This window comes from Gemmatimonadota bacterium (assembly GCA_009838845.1).
In the GTDB taxonomy this organism is placed as follows: domain Bacteria; phylum Latescibacterota; class UBA2968; order UBA2968; family UBA2968; genus VXRD01.
Genome location: VXRD01000081.1, coordinates 1 through 17,960, shown reverse-complemented (window position 1 = coordinate 17,960; position 17,960 = coordinate 1). Strand labels below are relative to the sequence as shown.

Annotated in this window: 18 protein-coding genes; 4 read left to right on the top strand and 14 right to left on the bottom strand. The window is 49.9% G+C overall.

The features are described from left to right. The first annotated feature begins 209 nt into the window (after positions 1–209). Genes F4Y39_10415 through F4Y39_10405 form a run of 3 tightly spaced genes read left to right on the top strand, consistent with a single transcriptional unit; the run spans position 210 to position 3,479 of the window. Complete coding sequence (locus tag F4Y39_10415; GenBank protein MYC14126.1) at positions 210–1,613, top strand: HlyD family type I secretion periplasmic adaptor subunit; 1,404 nt, start codon at positions 210–212, stop codon at positions 1,611–1,613. Continuing rightward, positions 1,610–2,389 (top strand): hypothetical protein, encoded by a 780-nt coding sequence (locus F4Y39_10410; GenBank protein MYC14125.1) that lies wholly within the window; start codon positions 1,610–1,612, stop codon positions 2,387–2,389. The genes F4Y39_10415 and F4Y39_10410 overlap by 4 nt, the downstream gene beginning before the upstream one ends. Positions 2,390–2,402: 13 nt before the next feature. Then, positions 2,403–3,479 carry a UDP-N-acetylglucosamine 2-epimerase (non-hydrolyzing) gene (locus F4Y39_10405; GenBank protein MYC14124.1) on the top strand — a complete coding sequence of 359 codons (1,077 nt, stop codon included), beginning with the start codon at positions 2,403–2,405 and terminating at the stop codon, positions 3,477–3,479. Between the two features lie 84 nt (positions 3,480–3,563). On the opposite strand, the gene F4Y39_10400 is transcribed toward F4Y39_10405, so the two are convergent. From F4Y39_10400 to F4Y39_10385, 4 genes are read right to left on the bottom strand one after another with little or no spacing between them, the layout of a single operon-like run. Next, positions 3,564–5,177 (bottom strand): ABC transporter ATP-binding protein, encoded by a 1,614-nt coding sequence (locus F4Y39_10400; GenBank protein MYC14123.1) that lies wholly within the window; start codon positions 5,175–5,177, stop codon positions 3,564–3,566. Continuing rightward, the gene (locus tag F4Y39_10395; protein MYC14122.1) at positions 5,174–6,214 is read right to left on the bottom strand and encodes an ABC transporter permease; all 1,041 of its coding nucleotides are present in this window, start codon (positions 6,212–6,214) and stop codon (positions 5,174–5,176) included. Before F4Y39_10395 ends, F4Y39_10400 begins: the two co-directional genes overlap by 4 nt. Positions 6,215–6,254: 40 nt before the next feature. Further along, positions 6,255–7,361 carry a microcin C ABC transporter permease YejB gene (locus F4Y39_10390; GenBank protein ID MYC14121.1) on the bottom strand — a complete coding sequence of 369 codons (1,107 nt, stop codon included), beginning with the start codon at positions 7,359–7,361 and terminating at the stop codon, positions 6,255–6,257. A 5-nt stretch (positions 7,362–7,366) separates the two neighbouring features. Further along, positions 7,367–9,199 (bottom strand): ABC transporter substrate-binding protein, encoded by a 1,833-nt coding sequence (locus F4Y39_10385; GenBank protein MYC14120.1) that lies wholly within the window; start codon positions 9,197–9,199, stop codon positions 7,367–7,369. A gap of 178 nt (positions 9,200–9,377) precedes the next feature. Between F4Y39_10385 and F4Y39_10380 the strand changes: the two genes are divergently transcribed. Further along, positions 9,378–10,121 (top strand): biotin--[acetyl-CoA-carboxylase] ligase, encoded by a 744-nt coding sequence (locus F4Y39_10380; GenBank protein MYC14119.1) that lies wholly within the window; start codon positions 9,378–9,380, stop codon positions 10,119–10,121. Positions 10,122–10,131: 10 nt separating this feature from the next. Here F4Y39_10380 and F4Y39_10375 read toward each other — a convergent pair whose 3' ends face one another. From F4Y39_10375 to F4Y39_10330, 10 genes are all read right to left on the bottom strand, one after another. After that, positions 10,132–11,922 carry a biotin attachment protein gene (locus F4Y39_10375; GenBank protein ID MYC14118.1) on the bottom strand — a complete coding sequence of 597 codons (1,791 nt, stop codon included), beginning with the start codon at positions 11,920–11,922 and terminating at the stop codon, positions 10,132–10,134. A 27-nt stretch (positions 11,923–11,949) separates the two neighbouring features. Next, positions 11,950–13,077, bottom strand: a complete 1,128-nt coding sequence (locus F4Y39_10370; GenBank protein MYC14117.1) for a sodium ion-translocating decarboxylase subunit beta — start codon at positions 13,075–13,077, stop codon at positions 11,950–11,952. 32 nt (positions 13,078–13,109) lie between these two features. Beyond that, positions 13,110–13,373: a hypothetical protein gene (locus tag F4Y39_10365; protein MYC14116.1), complete on the bottom strand. Its 264-nt coding sequence runs from the start codon at positions 13,371–13,373 to the stop codon at positions 13,110–13,112. Positions 13,374–13,458: 85 nt separating this feature from the next. Next, positions 13,459–13,797 carry a type II toxin-antitoxin system PemK/MazF family toxin gene (locus tag F4Y39_10360; GenBank protein ID MYC14115.1) on the bottom strand — a complete coding sequence of 113 codons (339 nt, stop codon included), beginning with the start codon at positions 13,795–13,797 and terminating at the stop codon, positions 13,459–13,461. After that, positions 13,782–14,024 carry a ribbon-helix-helix protein, CopG family gene (locus tag F4Y39_10355; GenBank protein MYC14114.1) on the bottom strand — a complete coding sequence of 81 codons (243 nt, stop codon included), beginning with the start codon at positions 14,022–14,024 and terminating at the stop codon, positions 13,782–13,784. Before F4Y39_10355 ends, F4Y39_10360 begins: the two co-directional genes overlap by 16 nt. Positions 14,025–14,302: 278 nt before the next feature. Beyond that, the gene (locus F4Y39_10350) at positions 14,303–14,593 is read right to left on the bottom strand and encodes a DUF493 domain-containing protein (protein MYC14113.1); all 291 of its coding nucleotides are present in this window, start codon (positions 14,591–14,593) and stop codon (positions 14,303–14,305) included. 49 nt (positions 14,594–14,642) lie between these two features. Next, the gene (locus F4Y39_10345; GenBank protein MYC14112.1) at positions 14,643–15,188 is read right to left on the bottom strand and encodes a HEAT repeat domain-containing protein; all 546 of its coding nucleotides are present in this window, start codon (positions 15,186–15,188) and stop codon (positions 14,643–14,645) included. 72 nt (positions 15,189–15,260) lie between these two features. Beyond that, a complete protein-coding gene (locus F4Y39_10340) occupies positions 15,261–16,286 on the bottom strand; it encodes a GGDEF domain-containing protein (protein MYC14111.1) in 1,026 nt (341 codons plus the stop codon). 3 nt (positions 16,287–16,289) lie between these two features. Continuing rightward, complete coding sequence (locus F4Y39_10335) at positions 16,290–16,778, bottom strand: dCMP deaminase family protein (protein MYC14110.1); 489 nt, start codon at positions 16,776–16,778, stop codon at positions 16,290–16,292. Between the two features lie 10 nt (positions 16,779–16,788). Then, positions 16,789–17,778 (bottom strand): hydroxyacid dehydrogenase, encoded by a 990-nt coding sequence (locus F4Y39_10330; protein MYC14109.1) that lies wholly within the window; start codon positions 17,776–17,778, stop codon positions 16,789–16,791. Between the last annotated feature and the right edge of the window lie 182 nt (positions 17,779–17,960).

The following is a 17,960-nucleotide window of genomic DNA, read 5'->3' as shown; positions in this document are numbered from 1 at the left end:
GATTCAGAACAGGCGATTCAGGCGAATTTAGATCTGTTTTTGGATGATCGCACGGCATTGATTATCGCCCATCGGTTGAGTACGGTGCGCGATGCGGATGCGATTGTGGTGCTGGATAAGGGTCATATTGTGGAGATGGGCACACACGATGAGTTGATGGTGCAAGAGGGTTTGTACTATCACATGTGTAGTCAACAGTTGCAGGTGGTATGATGGCAGAACGGTTTTTGGAGACATCGGCCGAGACAATGTCTCCCGGTATCATTCAGGGACAAGATGACGCGGCAGAAGAGGTGCATGCGTTTATGGGATCCTTGCGGCCCTTTTGGGGTCGTGCATTGCTCTATATTGTCCTGCTATTTGTGATTGTTGCCATTACCTGGGCGTGGTGGAGTAAGATAGATGTGGTGGCATCGGCACCTTTTCGACTTGTGCCCCTCGGACAGGTGAAGACGATGCAGGCGCAGCGAGGCGGTGAGATCGAGTTGATTGGTGTTAAGGAAGGAGATCATGTCGAGAAAGGGGAGGTATTGTTCAAGCTCAAATCGTGGGAGACCTGGGGAGAGTTGCGGGAATGGGAACAGGCAAAGATGGCTTTTCAAAAGGCAGAGTACGATTTCAAGACGGTGTTGCCACAAAGGGCGAGCTTAAAACGAGAGACGATAGGCGTATTGGAACAACGTCTTTCCGTTTTGCAGCGGTTTATGGTGGCACATCAGGATGCGTTGGAAGATTATCACAGTGATATGGGGGATGGTGTCGGATCGAAAACCACAACATCTGATGCGGGGTTGCAAGCGCAGATCGGGTTTCGTCAGGCTGAAATTGATCTTATGAAAGGGGAGTTTTTGCAGCAAAAAACGCTGTTTGAACGCGAATTGATCAGCCGGGCGGCATTGATCAGCCGGGCGGCTATGAATCGCGCGCGCGTGCAGTATTTGAGTGCTCTGTCCGCACTTCCCTCGCGTATGTCAGAGATATATAAAAATGAAATGGCTATGGCTGATCTCAAGCGTCAAATCACAGAAGCGCGGATTGCACATGGTCGCGAGGCATCGCAGATGCGACACGCTTATGAGACTGCACAGTTGCGATTGGAACAGGCGCGCAAACGCATTGATCGCACCCTTGAGGCCGAGTCTGATCTGATTCTGGCACCTGAATCGGGTATTGTCACACAGGTGATGGTGAATGCAGTTGGACAGGTGATTGACAAGGGGCAGGCTCTCATTGCACTGGCACCTGCTTCTGAGCCGATGGTTGCAGAGGTGATGGTGTTGAATAAAGATGTGGGCTTGCTTAAAGTTGGGCAGTTGGTCAAGCTGAAATACGATGCGTATGCTTTTCAGGATTTTGGTATCAAACGCGGGTGGCTTACATCCATCTCACCCGATGCGGTGATTGATGAACGTATTGGTCCGATGTTTAAGTGCGTTGTTGAACTGGAAGAAAATACGATGCGTGTGAAGGGATATGACAAGCCTTTGATGTTCGGCATGAAGGGTACGGCGGAGATTATGACCGATCGGCAATCGGTTTTGCTGATGTTGCTTTCTCCTTTGCGACAGCTTTACGAGTCGGCGAGATACGATGTGCAAGAGGGGGCATTATGATGTCAGAGGATACCATATTGGTTAAGGTTAATGGTATCGCAGTGCCGTTGCGTCATATCGTGCGGCAGATGGGTGTTGATGATAATCTGCGTTTTTTTGATGAATTTGCGCGTAGAGAATTGATACGCCAACTCGCCCGACGCGAGGGTGTTTGTGCAGCGCCGGAGGATATCCAGCGCAAGGTGAATGACTGGCGGTATCAACATCGTTTGGAGCGGGTAGAAGATACAGAAGCCTATCTTGCAAAGCGGGGTATTACACTTCAGGATGTGGCAGAAGATGCCGAGGTGAGGCGACTGGAGTATTTGCTGTCTGAGAAGATCGCCGAGGGGCAGGTCGAATCCTATTTTGCACAGCACACGCTGGAATTTGACGAGGCGGAGATTTGCTGGATTTTTCACACGGATAAGGATGTGATCGACGAGGTTGATTTGCAGATACGGGAAGAAGGTGCAGATTTTCACGCGATGGCGCGTCGGTTTTCTCAAGATGCACACACGCGATCAGGTAGTGGCTTTTTGGGTCGTGTTCGGCGGAAGCAGTTGCCAAAGGGGATTGCAGCGCGCGTGTTTGCCGCTTCGATAGGTGAAATTTTTGGACCGGAAAAAGTATCGAAAGGCTTTGCGCTGTATTTATTACAGGAACTCTATCCGACAATGCTGGACGGACGGATAGCAAAGGAGATCCGAAAGCTTCTGTTTAATCAATGGTTGCAACGAGAGATGCAGCGGGCAGATATACGGTATCCGATTTGGCAGGTGGAAACTCCGAAATAGAAGGAGTAGGCAGGTGAAAATTATCCTTGTTGCGGGTGCGCGGCCGAATTTTATGAAAGTTGCTCCGCTGTGGTATCAACTTGTCAAGACGCCCGATGTGTTTGAGCCGATTTTGGTGCATACGGGACAGCACTACGACGATTTTATGTCCGAGATTTTCTTTCGAGACTTAAATCTGCCCAGACCACATTATGAATTAAATGTGGGGTCGGGCAGTCACGCTTACCAGACAGCGCAGATCATGATGGGATTTGAGGAGGTTTTACTTCAAGAAAGGCCGGATTGGGTTCTTGTGGTTGGGGATGTAAATTCCACTTTGGCATGTGCGATGGATGCCGTAAAATTGCAAATCCCCGTTGGGCACATAGAGGCAGGGTTGCGAAGTTGGGACCGTTCAATGCCCGAAGAGATCAATCGGCTCGTTGTGGATGCCATATCCGATCTCCTGTTTGCAACTTCAACGCAGGCATGTGAAAATCTGAGGCGCGAAGGCATAGAAGATCACCGCATTCATTTTGTGGGCAATGTGATGATAGATTCCCTTGTGTTGCTATCTCCCAAAGCTGATGAATCCAGCATTCTGGATATACACGGTTTATCAGTTCAAGAGTACGTTTTTCTAACCCTCCATCGCGCCTCAAATGTCGATTGTCCAGATACGTTGGCTGGCATTTTATCCGCGTTGCAAGTTCTCAAATGTCCAATCGCGTGGCCTTTGCATCCGAGAACGCGCAATCGCCTATCTCAATTCGGTTTTTTGCAAAGGCTTGGGATGATGGATCATATCAAACTTATGGACCCGGTGGGCTATCTCGATTCCTTGAAACTTCAGAAGAATGCAAAATTTGTGATGACAGATTCTGGAGGATTGCAAGAAGAGACAACGGCTTTGGGTGTGCCGTGTTTGACGCTTAGAGAGCATACAGAACGCCCAGAGACTATAGATATTGGGACGAATACACTTGTGGGTGTTTGTCCCGAACGCATTGTTGTAGAGGCCGAATCTGTTTTAAATGGACGCTATAAATCCGGTCGCTTGCCCGAATTGTGGGACGGCAATACCGCAGAGCGAATTGTCGCGTTGCTTTGATAGTAGCTAACTCAAGTTGTGTGGTACAAAAAAGAAATACTATATTCCAAAACAAACCTATCTGCTTCCTCTCAGGCAGGCGGGTCAGCGGTCTCTTTCAACAACATCGATATCAAATGCCGCTGTAATCAATTCTCGCGTATAATCTGTTTGTGGATTTGCAAATACGGTTTCTGTTGCGCCGTGTTCTACAACGACGCCGTCCTTCATCACGACGAGTTCATTGGCGAGTGCGCGCACGACCCGCAGGTCGTGGCTGATAAATAAATAAGCCAGATCGTGATCTTTTTGCAAGCGCCGAAGCAAGTCGATAATTTGCGATTGCACGGTCATGTCCAGCGCGCTTGTGGGTTCGTCCAGGACCACAAATCGGGGGCGCAATACCATGGCGCGTGCTATGGCAATGCGCTGCCGTTGGCCGCCCGAGAACTCGTGTGGAAACCGGTCCATCATTTCGGGTTCAAGCCCTACTTCATCCATTATTTCTGCTACGAGGTCTCGGCGTTTGTGATCGCTGTCTCCCATGTTGTGAACCCGCAATCCCTCGGCAATAATGTGAAAGACCGATAGGCGCGGGCTTAAGGATCCAAAGGGGTCTTGAAAAACAATTTGCATCTCTCGTCTCAAGGGGCGCAGTACTTTGCTCGGCAGGCCCTGAATGCCCTGTCCGTTAAACTCAATTGGTCCCTGACTGCTCAGCAACCGCAAGAGGGCCAATCCCAGTGTTGTTTTGCCCGAGCCGGACTCGCCGACAACGCCGACGGTATGCCCGGCGCGAATGGTTACTGAAATGCCATCTACGGCTTTTATATGCCCGATGGTTCGCCGTAAAAATCCCCGCTGAATAGGGAACCACACTTTCAGATTATCCGCCTCGATCACGATGGGTGTCGATCCGTTCAGCGCGGTTGCTGTTCCTTTTGGCTGTGCATTTAGAAGTTTTTGTGTATAGGTGTGTTGCGGTTGCCCGAAGATGCGCGCGGTGTCTCCTTCTTCTACAATTTTTCCCTGTGTCATTACATAGACGCGATCTGACACATGCCGAACGATTGTCAGGTCGTGTGTGATGAGCAAAATCGCCATGCCAAATTCGTCTTGCAGGTCTTTGAGCAATTTTAAAATCTGCGCTTGAATCGTCACATCCAGCGCAGTTGTAGGTTCATCGGCAATTAGCAAATCCGGCTCATTGGCCAGGGCCATGGCGATCATTACGCGTTGGCGTTGACCGCCCGATAGCTGGTGGGGATAGGATTTGAGGCGCGTTTCGGGGTCGGGCAAGTGTACTTTTTGCAATAAGTCTATCGTGTGTTCACGCGCTTGCGCCCGCGTCATTTTGCGGTGCAACATCAGGGTTTCGCCGATTTGTTTCTCAATTGTATGCAGCGGATTCAAGGAGGTCATCGGCTCTTGAAAAATCATCGCAATGCGGTCGCCGCGCAGTTGTTGCAGTCGCTCTTGCGGCGCGCCCAGCATTTCCTCTCCGTCAAATTGTACGCTGCCGTGTGGATGCGAGGCGCGTGGATAGGGCAGCAATTGCATTACGGAAAGTGCCGAGACGGATTTGCCCGATCCCGATTCGCCTACCAGTGCAATGGTTTCACCTTTTTCAATGTGAAACGATACGCCGCGCACAGCTTCGACGACCTGGTCTTCGAGCTGGAAATGCACGCCCAAATTTTGAACGTATAGCAAGCTCACGCGCTCTTGCCCTCCGTTTGCGACAGGGTCTTGCGGACATCAAATGCATCGCGCACGGCCTCGCCGATAAATACGAGTAGCGATAACATAATTGCAAGAATAAAAAATCCGGATAGACCCAGCCAGGGGGCCTGCAGATTGCGTTTGCCCTGGTTGAGCAATTCTCCCAGCGAGGGAGAGGGGGGCGGAAGGCCAAAACCGAGAAAGTCCAGCGAGGTCAATACCGTGACAGATCCCACGAGCACAAAGGGCAAGAAGGTCAGTGTTGCCACCATGGCATTGGGCAAAACGTGTCGCCACATAATTGTCAAGTCATTGACTCCCAGAGCGCGTGCGGCGCGTACAAAATCAAAATTGCGTGCCCGCAAAAATTCGGCTCGCACCACGCCGACCAGGCGCATCCATGAAAATAGTAGCATAATAATTAAGAGCGTCCAGAAAGTTGGCTCAATAATGCTGGCGATAATAATGAGGATAAACAGGGTTGGTAACCCGCCCCAAATTTCGATAAATCTTTGAAAAATGAGATCGACCCATCCTCCCAGATAGCCCTGTACTGCGCCGGCTGCAATGCCTACCACAGAACTAAATGCCGTGAGCGCGAGGGCAAATAAGACCGATAACCGAAATCCGTAGATCAATCGTGCAGTTACATCGCGTGCCTGATCATCGGTGCCCAGATAGTTTTGTATAGAAGGCGGTGCAGGGGCTGGGTGCTTGAGGTCGTAGTTGATTGTATCGTAGCGAAATGGTACCAGGGGCCAGATGATCCATCCGTCTTTTTCAATTAATTCTTTTACAAATGGATCGCGGTACTCGGCTTCGGTTTCAAAGTCGCCGCCAAAAAGCGTTTCGGGATAGGCTGTTAAGACGGGCAAATAAAACGCCCCCTTGTGCCGGACCAAAAGGGGTTTGTCATTGGCGATAAATTCTGCTGGTAGGCTCAATCCGAATAGAACGAGAAATATCCACAGGCTATAATAGCCACGTCGATTTGCCCTAAAATTGTCCAGGCGCCGGCGCGTAAGGCTCGAAATTCGAAAACCCAAAAATCGATCTTCGCGCTCGGTTCGAGTGCTATACTTCTCTGCTTTCAAAATCAATCCTCGGATCTATCAGTGTATAAGTCAAGTCACTTACCAGTTGCATTATCAATCCCAGCAAGGTAAAAAAGTAAAGCGTGGCAAACATGATCGGGTAATCGCGGTTGACTGTGGCTTCATAGCCCAGGAGGCCCAGGCCATCGAGCGAAAAGATTATCTCGGTCAGTAGTGAACCCGTGAATAAGATGTTGACAAATGCACTCGGGAATCCCGCGATCACGATTAGCATGGCATTGCGAAAAACGTGCCCGTACAATACGCGGTGCTCTTCCAATCCCTTTGCCCGTGCCGTCATGACGTATTGTTTGTTGATTTCGTCCAGAAACGAATTTTTTGTCAAGAGGGTCAATCCGGCAAATCCACCAATTACCATGGATGCGATGGGCAGTGCGAGGTGCCAGAAATAATCGGTGATTTTGTGAAATAAGCCAAACTGGTCCCATTCGGGGGAGGTCAATCCCCGCAGTGGAAAAAAGTCGAAATAACTGCCACCGGCAAATAACACGATTAAGAAGATCGCAAACATAAATCCCGGCACGGCATTGCCTATGACGATCACGCCCGAAGTCCATATGTCGAATCTGGATCCGTCGCGCACGGCTTTGGTTACGCCCAGTGGAATTGAGATCAGATAAACGAGCAATGTCGTCCACAAGCCGAGGGAAATCGATACGGGCATTTTGTCCAGGACGATATCGACAACGGTTTGGTCGCGATAAAAACTTTCGCCAAAGTCGAATTGCAAATAGCGCACCATCATCTGATAGAAGCGTTCATGAGCCGGTTTGTCAAAGCCATACATCCGCTCCAATTCCGCGATCAGTTCGGGGTCAAGCCCTTGCGCGCCGCGGTATTTGCTCGTTGATCCCCCACTGCGCTGTCGCTGGTTTTGCGAGGACGATAGTTCGCCGCCATCGCCGCCTACGCGGGCAGACGCATCCACATCGTGGCCCTGTATCTGTGCGATGGCTTGCTCAACAGGTCCACCGGGCGCGGCTTGAATGATCAGAAAATTGATCACCATGACGCCGAGTAGCGTTGGGAAGAATAGCAAAAAGCGTCTTAAAATATAGGATCCCATGACACTTAATTTTTCTTTAACGCCGCTTCTTTTGTAGCATCAACCCACCACGTATCGGGGAAATATTGCCAGGGTTGAGGCAGGTACCTGGGCGAAATATCGGGTTTGCCAAATTTGTTCCAGTACACTACGCGGTGTGCACGGATATGCCAGTGGGGTACCACGTAGTGCCCCCACAGGAGTACGCGGTCCAGTGCGCGGGTGGTTGATACGAGGGCTTTTCTATCGGGTGCGTTGATTAGCTGATCTACCAGCGCATCTACGACGGGATCTTTGATGCCCGCATAATTTCTCGTACCGGGTTCATCCGCAGCTGCCGATGTCCAGTAACCGCGCTGTTCGTTGCCGGGGCTTAGTGACTGTCCCCTGAGGCTTACAATAGCATCAAAATCGTATTCTTGAACGCGATTTTGATATTGCGATGTATCCACAATTTTAATTGCGGCTTCCACGCCGAGTCGCTCCAGGTTTTGAATGTACGGACCTACAATGCGCTCCCAGGAGGGCGAGTTGTTGATTAAAAATTCAATTATCATTGTCTTGCCCGATGCGTCGTTGGTGAGCTTCCCTTCTTTGACCGACCATCCGGCTGCTTTCAACATCCGTGTGGCCACGCGCAAATTCTGGCGAATATTGCCCGATCCATCTGTTGTGGGTGGTTTGTATTCTGAGGTGAATACTTCCTCGGGTATCTGTCCGCGAAATGCTTCTAATATTTCGAGTTCCTGCCCCTGCGGCAGTCCCGATGAGGCGAGTTCTGTGTTGGAAAAATAACTCGTTGAACGCGCGTATTGCCCGTAGAACAGATTTGTATTGGTCCATTCAAAATCAAATGCATGAGCCAGCGCGTGTCGCACTTTGGGGTCGGCAAATTTGCTGCGTCGTGTGTTAAACCAGAATCCCTGCATCCCGGTGCCATTTTCGTGTGGGATTAATTCCTTAATCAGTCTGCCTTCGGCTACAGCCGGAATATCGTACGCGGTTGCCCACGACTTGGAGTTGTTTTGCAATGCAAAATCAAATTCACCGCCTTTTTGTGCTTCGGTTGCTACAGTCCCGTCTTTGTAATAATCGTAGTGAATGACGTCTGGATTATAGCGCCCTTTTTTTATGGACAGATCAGTGCCCCAATAATTTTCGACGCGTCGATATGTGATCGAACGCCCGGGTTCATATGCTTCAATTTTGTAAGGTCCGCTGCCGAGGGGCGGTTCCAGTGTTGTTTCTTCAAAATTTTTGCCTTCCCAATAGTGTTTGGGCAAGATCGCCATTTGTCCGACAATGAGGGGCAATTCTCGATTGTCCTTTCCGCCAAATGTGAATTTTACCTGCCGCTCGCCAACCTTTTCAATCTGTTTGATATCCGCATAATAATTTCGATAAAAAGGGTGGCCTTTGGTTTGAATTGTTTCAAAAGTAAAGACGACATCTTCTGGCGTAATGGGTTTGCCATCGTGCCACCGCGCGCCAGAGCGCAGTGTGAAGAGTGTCCATGAGCGGTCAGGGGGCACTTCTATCGACTCTGCAAGCAAACCGTATTCTGAGAAAGGCTCGTCCAGTGAACGCTCTGTCAATGAATCGTAGATCAACCCCAATCCATAAGCCGACACGCCTTTGAGGATGAATTGATTCAAGCAATCATAGGTGCCGCCAGCACTTCTTTTCACGGTACCGCCCTTGGGCGCATTGGGGTTGGCATAGTCGAAGTGCTTGAAGTCAGGCCCGTATTTTAAGTCGCCGTACATCGAAATCGCGTGACCTTTGTAATTGGGCTGATCTGCCAATGGCATTGCGACAACCAACAAACTCAATACCAGCGCGAATAAAATAGTTTTCATGAGCAGGCTCCTATTGTTAAAATGTTCAAGAAAGAGGGCAGACACACAGTTTTGCCTCTACGTCTGCCCTTGTGAAGTATGTGTTATTTCCATTCTATTGTCAAGATACGGTGGTGAGGAGATATACGGGTTCTGTCCTATGAGATAGACTTAAGCATACGAGATCAGGTTTTATTATATGAATTTTCTACCCCCCGAATGGCACGAGCAACTCGCTTCGACCAATACGCACCTTCTTCAGCGTCTATATAGAGGTGAGAGGCTTGCGTCTGGCTTTGTCCTGGCTGCGCGGGAGCAAACCGCTGGGCGGGGGCGTTACCAGCGCCAATGGATCGCGCAGGCCAATGAGAATCTGACGTTTTCCTTTCTTCTCATTACAAGAGCCGCGTTTTCCCAATTGACTTCTATTCCCATTGCTATTTCTCTGGGTGTATCCGATGCGCTGAAAATTTATGGTATAAGTACGCAAACCAAGTGGCCCAACGATGTTTTGATCGACGGTGCCAAAATTTGCGGTATGCTCCTTGAGCGCAGCGACAAAAAACAACCCGATGGTACGGCAATTGTCATTGGTATTGGTCTCAACGTGAATATGGATGCGACGACCGCGGCGCTTATCGACCGTCCCGTTACTTCTATGCGTCTTGAAACGGGACGCGAGTACGATCTCGAACAAGTTCTCGAACAAGTTCTCTCATCCACTGCCCCGTGGATTGATCGTTGGGAAAGCGAGGGTTTTCCAGCTCTTCGCACCGCCTGGGAGCACCGCTGTGTTTATATTGGTGAGGAGATTTCGGTTGGCGAAGGCGATGACGTGAAAACGGGCGTTCTCGCGGGGTTTGGCGACTGCGGCCAGCTTTTGTTGCGCGAGCCAGATGGTCAGGTGAGTGAGATTTGGGCAGGCGATGTCGCGGCGATTTAAGGGAGGCGTTTTACCCTACCATCGCAAGCGTTTGGCCATTGGATACTTGATCGCCGACGTTGACGGGCATTTCGACGACTGTGCCAGCATTTGGAGAGGTGATCTGGACTTCCATTTTCATGGCTTCCAGAATGAGGATCGCTTCGCCGGCCTGGACTTGATCCCCTGTGTGTTTTAAAATCCGAATGACTTTTCCGGGCATTTGCGCGCTTACGGATTCGGCATTTGCGGGTGTTGATGCCTGTGTAGATACCGTATCTTCTATATCCACTGTATAAGCTGTGCCATTTACGGTGGCGATGTTGCCGTCGATTTGCACGCGCACGGATTTGCCGTTGACCTGTAGCTTGTATTCTGCTGCGCCGTCGGCAACTGGCACGGGTGCGTCATCCTGTTTTTCTATTTTCCGTACGCCAATTTCCGCATTGCCTTTCAAGAAATCCATTCCCTTATCGCCGCACGTCGCTACGATAAAGATGTTCTCGTCCGTCGCCTCAATTCCCTCGGCGTCCAACAGTTTTTTCGCGGCGTCTCTCCCTTTTTCGGGATCGGCATCATTGCGTTCAAGAGGCGGCTGGTCTGTGGGTTCAAGTCCCAACTGATTTGCCGCAATTTTCACAACTTCGGGATCGGGGGGTACAGGGGTTTTGCCAAAATAGCCGAGTACCATCTGTCCATAAGGTTCGGCGATTCTTTCCCAGGGTCCAAACATCACATTGTTAAATGCCTGTTGAAAATAGAATTGCGATACGGGTGTGACAGATGTGCCAAAACCGCCTCGTGCGACTACGTCGCCCATGGCTTTGATCATGTCGGGATATTTGTCCATAATGCCATTGTCTCGCAACATCTGCGTATTGGCCGTGAGCGCGCCGCCCGGCATTGGACTCCAGGGGATCATGGGTTCGACTGCCGTAGCTTCTGGTGGCAAAAAGTAATCCGCCATGCATTCTTTAAATACTTCCTCGGCGTCGCGGACTTTCTCTATGTCGATGTCCAGGTCGAAATCTGTGCCACGTAGTGCGTGCCACATGACCAGGATATCGGGCTGGCAGGTGCCTCCAGAACACGGTGCCAGGGACAGGTCTATGGCATCGGCTCCCGCTTCCAACGCTGCCAGATTGGCCTGTACGCTGATCCCGGCCGTTTCATGGGTGTGAAAGTGGATAAATGTGTCGTCGGGCAGCAGTTGGCGCGCCCGTTTAATGGTCTCATATACTTTTGCCGGCACGGCTGTACCTGAGGCATCTTTGAAACACACGGAGTGATATGGAATATCGGCATCTAAAATTTCGCGGAGTGTTTGTTCATAAAAATCCGCGTCGTGTGCGCCGGTGCATCCGGGTGGCAATTCCATCAATGTCACGCATACCTGGTGGTGCAATCCCGCTTCTGCGATGCATTGCCCGCTGTAGATCAAATTGTTGACGTCGTTGAGGGCGTCAAAATTTCGGATGGTCGTAATGCCGTGTTTTTTGAATAATTCGGCGTGTAGCTTGATGATGTCGCTCGACTGCGATTCCAGTCCGACTACATTCACGCCGCGTGCCAGGGTCTGCAAATTGGCCTCTGGTCCTGCGGCTTCGCGGAAGGCATCGGTCATTGCAAATGCATCTTCGTTGCAATAAAAGTACAGGGATTGAAATCGCGCTCCGCCACCAGCTTCATAATACTCGATACCCGCGTCGCGTGCGGCTTCTACCGCAGGTAAAAAGTCGGGCGTGAACACGCGCGCGCCATAGACCGACTGGAAGCCGTCGCGAAATGCTGTATTCATAAATATTACTTTTTTCTTTGCCATAATTAAATCCTTCGCCAAATGCAGTGCCTACTGAACCAGTACCGACCACAAGATGCCCGCGGCAACGGCTGAACCGATTACGCCAGCTACATTGGGTGCCATGGCGTGCATTAATAAAAAATTATGTGCGTCTTCTTGTTGTCCCACCATCTGCACGACCCGCGCAGAGTCGGGTACTGCCGATACGCCTGCGGCACCTACGAGGGGATTGATTTTTTCTTTTGTCAACACGTTCATCAACTTCGCAAATAGGACGCCGCTGGCCGTGGCGACTGCAAAAGATAGCGCACCCAGGCCAAAAATCAAAAGCGAATCGGGGGTCAAAAATGTCTGTGCCTCTGTGCTGGCGCCCACGGAGAAACCGAGCAAAATTGTCACAATATCGACCATTGCCGTGCGCGCGGACTCTGCCAAGCGGTCTGTGACCATGCTCTCTTTTAGCAAGTTGCCAAAAAACAACATGCCCAGCAGGGTCAATGCACCCGGTGCAATTAAGGTTGCAATTAAGAAACCAGCTATCGGAAAAATGATGCGTTCGCGTTTGGAAGGTTTGCGCGGTTCGGGCATGCGAATCAGTCGTTCGCGTCTTGAGGTCAGCAGCTTCATAACCGGCGGCTGAATTACCGGGACGAGTGCCATGTACGAATACGCGGCGATGGCAATGGCGCCCAAAAGATGAGGGGCCAATTTGGCCGATAGGAAAATGGCCGTAGGTCCATCAGCACCGCCAATGATTCCGATGGCTCCGGATTCAGAAGGTGAAAAGCCCAGATATAGCGCGCCGATCAGGGTCAGGAAGATGCCCATTTGCGCCGCAGCGCCTAATAATACCAGTTTGGGATTGGACAGGAGTGTCGAAAAATCGGTCATTGCGCCAATTCCCAAAAAGATCAGCGGTGGGAATAAGCCCGATGTCACGCCGAAGTAAATATAGCGCAATACACTGCCCTCGTCGTAAACGCCGAGAGCCATGCTCGGAATAGCGGGGATGTTTCCCACGATCATGCCAAAACCAATTGGCAGCAGCAACAGGGGTTCGTAATCTCTGGTGATCGCCAGGTGAATAAATACAATGCCGATTGCGATCATAATGACATTGCCCCAACTCAAGTTGGCAAATCCAGTCGTGTTCAAAAACTCGTAGAGTATGTCCATCCGTTACCTGAAAGTTCTTATGAGTAATCGCGTCAAGTTTTACCCGTGCGTCTCATGTGCATGACAAAACCGATAGCTGCCAGTGCAGAGTTATCGTCTTCAGCCTGTACGGGTACACTATGATGTCCTGCAGATTCGGGAAATTTCTTTGCTACAACAGCTAATATTTTGGGCAATATTACAATAAATATGCTGATCAATGTCAATACGCTGAATACAATGATCATTCCGGTCAGCGCAATGCCCAGGCCCTGACCGTCTTCAATATTCTGCATGCTAAAGTTAAAATTGTACATAGATTACCACATAAAGCTCTGAAGTATGAGGGCTATTTTAAGACGCCAATTAAGGGTTGAAATTATGGAGTAATTACCTATTAGACTATCCCGTGATTAATTGGTTAAGGCCGTCAACTATACGATTGAGTTCCTGAGAAGAAATGCGTCCTATTTTATTTTCCAATCGCTCAACCGAAAGTGTTCTAATCTGACTGACTTTTATCCAGGAACGCCGGGGCATTTCTACGCTTGCTATCTCTAAAGTAAAAGGAAATCCTGCACGCTGAGGTATGCCTGTGATAGCCATTGCGATTACTGTGCCTGATTGCTCATTAAAAGCGTCGTCGCTTATAACGGCAACCGGTCTGCGGCCTGCTTGCTCATGTCCACGAACAGGGTTCAAGTCCGCCCAAACAATATCGCCTCTCAGTATTCGGGCCATTCCCGCACATCCTCACATAACCCTTCATCGGCCATTTCCTGTTCAAATTGCGGATCTAACTTGACAAGCTCCTTCTCAAAGTCATCCCTATTCGCCTGTCTGAGCTTGTCCTCAACTGCCTCTTGAATCGCCCGGCTACGACTTGAATAAGGTACCGCCTGCACGAGATGGTCAAGGCGTTTGAGCAACCCTTCATCCAGCGTTATGGTTATTCTCGATGCGCCCATTTCGTTCTCCCTGTAGATGGCGTGTAAGAGCAAACCACCATTCACCAAATATCGTAAGAGTATAATATCGCTTGGATATTGGATACCTCAAGGCAATCGGTCACTGACTAACTCGCCTCGGCACCTGATAGTTCATACGTTTTCTGAGCGTTCATCCAAAATTCTGGAGTCTGCCCAAAGTACAACCCGACAGCACCGTAATAAGCGAGGATCGCAAGCCGTAAATAGTGCAAGAAATAGCGTGGATTGTCAAGGTAAAATAGGAAGGAATAGTGAATTCAAAGAACAATTTGAATACTGCGATGATGTCTGAGAGCCTCATAGATATTGAGGCGGTGGGATTCGTCGAGGACGACCATATCGAGGTTTAAGCTGCGATACTTCCCGTGCCTGCTCTGATTTGAAAAGGTCAGGGTATAATCGCTGTTGCCCACAATTTTGGCAATCGCCCGACGCATGTGTTCTTCTTCGCGGCCAATGATCTTAAAATTCCATAAACACGGATACTCAATTTCTGATGGTCCTTCGATCATAAAAAAATCCTTTGTTGAATTGGGATCCAACTGCATTAGCACTCTGGCAAAGCGGGCGACCACAGGGGGTCGCCCCTACTCATTCTCACGCTACACAATCTTCACATACCAATGCAAAGCGCATCTGCCCCCTGTCGGGTATTTCGGTGTCAAAATCTGTTTTTACCCTGCCGGTTGTTCCGCAAAAATCGCATCGGCCAGTCTGATTGTATTCCGATTGGGCTGCGACTTTGAGCATGGTGCGTTCTTTGTGCGCGTGATTTTCGTTTTGCACCTGCCGCATAAAGTTCAGGACTGTCTTATTGGTTTCATTTTGACGGGCGCGTTCAAAAATTTCATCCATTCTCGGGTCGTCGGGTACGCCGCCATCTTCCAGCGTGTGCCAGGCGCGGGCGCGCACGTTTGGGTCGGGGTCTTCCATGAGCATGAAGAGCGCGGTCTGTATTTCGGGCACGGGATGCCGCACATGACACGGACACAAATTGGCAGCAGCCTCGTGTCGGTCTGTCGGGTCGTCGCTCTCTGCCAGTGCGAGATAATGCGGAATATCTTCCCGCCGCAACCGAAGTTCGCCTACTTTCTTTGCTCTTTTCTGGTATTTATTCATTCCATAGCGTTTCTTTTTTGGCATAACACTTCTCCTTCAAATGAACGGGCGAATGAGGGGACACTAAATACGACGATTCAAACCCATTCCGGGTTTCTAAACCGGATCAGCCAGTTCAATATCATTTTTCCCGCGGTTTTTTACGCGGTAAAGGGCGGCATCTGCTTGTCGAAACGCGTCTTCTGTTGATTCGGGCACGCCGTGATAAACCCCAATGGATATCGTGCCTTCCGTGCGCTCATCAACAGCACGGTTCAAACGGCGGGCTATCGCATAAGCACGCGCTCTCGATGTATTTTCAACTACTGCAGCAAATTCATCGCCAGCCCACCTCGATAACAAATCCGATCCGCGTAGCATGTCATTCAATACCTGTGCCAAATTTGCAATAAATCGGTCGCCCGCGTCGTGCCCTTTGCTGTCGTTGATCGCTTTGAGAGAATCAGAATCTATGTAGTAGAGCGCGAGGGGCTTTCCATTGCGATTTGCGCGTCGCACCATACGTGTAAATACTGCTTCAAAACCGCGCCGATTGTAAAGACCTGTCAAAAAATCTGTGCGCGATTCCAATGTCATTCTCTGTACCAGGGCGGCGTTGATACGCGCAATTTCTCGAAAAAAGTTCAGAGAAATATCCGATAATGCATCCTCCGTGGACTTTTCGGTCAACCAGACCACCTGCGGGATCGCGTGCTGTTGTGCCCGGGCGAGTACGCATTGGGCAGTGGAAAATATTATCTCGGACATTTGAGGATGCAGGCCATAATCCTCGCTCGAGATTTTGATGCCACCGCAAGATACGCGAAGTCCTGTTTGGTCGGCAATCACGGCAGGCAGAGATGATGGGATTTCATGCACACGCGCATCGTCAGCATCAAAAAGCACGGCGATTTTGTCATCTGTTATGTGAAAGCTTTCGGGGGCGGGAATAACAACGGAATTTAGCACTTTAAGTGCCTGGCTCACATTGTCCCCGTGCGCTTGATTGAGGGAATCAATGCAAAAAATTAGCAATGCCCCAAAATGCCTTCGGTATAAAACGTCCACGAGCGCGCGTTTAAAATCGGACGCGTCTGGCAATGCCTTAGTGCCCATGCTATCTTGAAGTGCCAGAGATGCCATGACTCAGACCCTGAAATCAAGGACAACGCGCGCTCGGTATTCCTCCAGCGCGCGATAGCGAATACCCGCACTGTTAAACATGCGGTAGGTGGCTTTTACGGAATCGGATTTTGGATATTTATTCGCCAGATAGATTACTTCGCGAATGCCCGACTGAATAATTACTTTTGCACATTCATTGCACGGAAATAAGGTGACGTAAAGCGTGCATTCATGCAAGTCTGCGCTGATTTTGTTCAAAATTGCATTTAATTCTGCATGGCAGATATAGGGATATTTTGTGTCGAGAAAATCACCTTCTCTGCTCCAGGGAAACTCATCGTCTGAACACCCAATGGGCAATCCGTTGTATCCAATGCCCACGATTTTCTTTTTTTCGTTGATAATACACGCGCCTACTTGTGTATTGGGGTCTTTGCTTCGGTGTGCCGATAGCAGAGCTACGCCCATAAAGTACTCATCCCACGATAAATAATCTACGCGTTTTTGCATTATATCCTTTCTATGCCAGCCGATCCAGCATTTCTCGTTTGACTTGAAATAGCTGGTCTTCACCCGCAAAGAATCGGCGCAATTCTTCGACTACCAATGCGCCGATGCGATAGGATTGCAACCCGGCACAATGCGGCGTTAAGACCACGTTGGGCAAACGGCGCAACGGACTGTCCATAGCAGGCGGTTCGGGATCGGTTACATCTAAGAAGGCGGAGAATCGCCCTTTTTGCAATTCTGCGATTAGCGCGGCTTCGTCGATATTCGCACCGCGCGATGTGTTGATAAATACGCAGTCATCGCGCATGAGCTTAAAATGCGTCTCATTCCAGAGGTGATATGTCGCGTCCAATTTGGGGGCGTGAACGGTTACCACTTCTGCCTCGCGCGCTATTGTCTCCAGGTCCGCGAGTTCTGCGCCAAATTCCTCTGCGCGTTCTGGCGTCACAAAGGGGTCGTAGAGCAATATGCGCGTCTGATAGGGTCGCAACAACCGCATTACGCGCTGCCCGACCTGGCTGGCGCTGATGACGCCAATTGTGCGCCGATATAGAGAGCGGGATTCGGTCTTGTCCGGTTTTTTTTCGCCTTCTCGCATGGCACGCGAATGGGAAAATACCCGGCGCAATCCCATGGTCATGAATCCCATGGTCATTTCCGCCACATCATCGGCTATCGCGGGCGCGGCACTTGTTACCACAATATCTTTTTCCCAGGCTTCATCGCAGATTTTTCCTTTTACAGTGCCCGCGCCATAAGCCCAAATTTTTAGCGTTGGCACGCCTTCCAGAATTGCTGGCGACAAATCTCCCGAGTTCCAGCTCGTCATCGCTCCATCCATTCCGTTCAGAAATTCAGCCGCTTCACCATCTACGATATCGCGGTCCTCGTCGTTGATTGTCACATTTGCAAAACTTTCCAATTTCTCTAAATCCCAATCACTCAAAATCCTTTCTCTGAGCGATTTCCGAACCACAATACCCACGTTTGGTTTGCTCACACTGATACTCCTTTCTGCGAATCTGCGAATCTGCGAATCAACGAATCTGCGAATCTGCAAATCAACGAATCTGCGAATCAACGAATCTGCGAATCAACGAATCAATGAATCAATGAATCAATGAAACAGGTAATGTACATGAAAGCCGTCATTGCGGCATGGTGTTAGCCGCAATCCAGAGG

Bases quoted from the DNA above. Each gene is read 5' to 3' on its own strand.
- F4Y39_10415 (MYC14126.1), top strand. From the start codon at position 210: ATGATGGCAGAACGGTTTTTGGAGACATCGGCCGAGACAATGTCTCCC.
- F4Y39_10345 (MYC14112.1), bottom strand. From the start codon at position 15,188: ATGCCAAAAAAGAAACGCTATGGAATGAATAAATACCAGAAAAGAGCA.
- F4Y39_10335 (MYC14110.1), bottom strand. From the start codon at position 16,778: ATGCAAAAACGCGTAGATTATTTATCGTGGGATGAGTACTTTATGGGC.
- F4Y39_10350 (MYC14113.1), bottom strand. From the start codon at position 14,593: ATGCAGTTGGATCCCAATTCAACAAAGGATTTTTTTATGATCGAAGGA.
- F4Y39_10340 (MYC14111.1), bottom strand. From the start codon at position 16,286: ATGGCATCTCTGGCACTTCAAGATAGCATGGGCACTAAGGCATTGCCA.
- F4Y39_10355 (MYC14114.1), bottom strand. From the start codon at position 14,024: ATGGGCGCATCGAGAATAACCATAACGCTGGATGAAGGGTTGCTCAAA.
- F4Y39_10380 (MYC14119.1), top strand. From the start codon at position 9,378: ATGAATTTTCTACCCCCCGAATGGCACGAGCAACTCGCTTCGACCAAT.
- F4Y39_10370 (MYC14117.1), bottom strand. From the start codon at position 13,077: ATGGACATACTCTACGAGTTTTTGAACACGACTGGATTTGCCAACTTG.
- F4Y39_10360 (MYC14115.1), bottom strand. From the start codon at position 13,797: ATGGCCCGAATACTGAGAGGCGATATTGTTTGGGCGGACTTGAACCCT.
- F4Y39_10375 (MYC14118.1), bottom strand. From the start codon at position 11,922: ATGGCAAAGAAAAAAGTAATATTTATGAATACAGCATTTCGCGACGGC.
- F4Y39_10385 (MYC14120.1), bottom strand. From the start codon at position 9,199: ATGAAAACTATTTTATTCGCGCTGGTATTGAGTTTGTTGGTTGTCGCA.
- F4Y39_10390 (MYC14121.1), bottom strand. From the start codon at position 7,361: ATGGGATCCTATATTTTAAGACGCTTTTTGCTATTCTTCCCAACGCTA.
- F4Y39_10410 (MYC14125.1), top strand. From the start codon at position 1,610: ATGATGTCAGAGGATACCATATTGGTTAAGGTTAATGGTATCGCAGTG.
- F4Y39_10365 (MYC14116.1), bottom strand. From the start codon at position 13,373: ATGTACAATTTTAACTTTAGCATGCAGAATATTGAAGACGGTCAGGGC.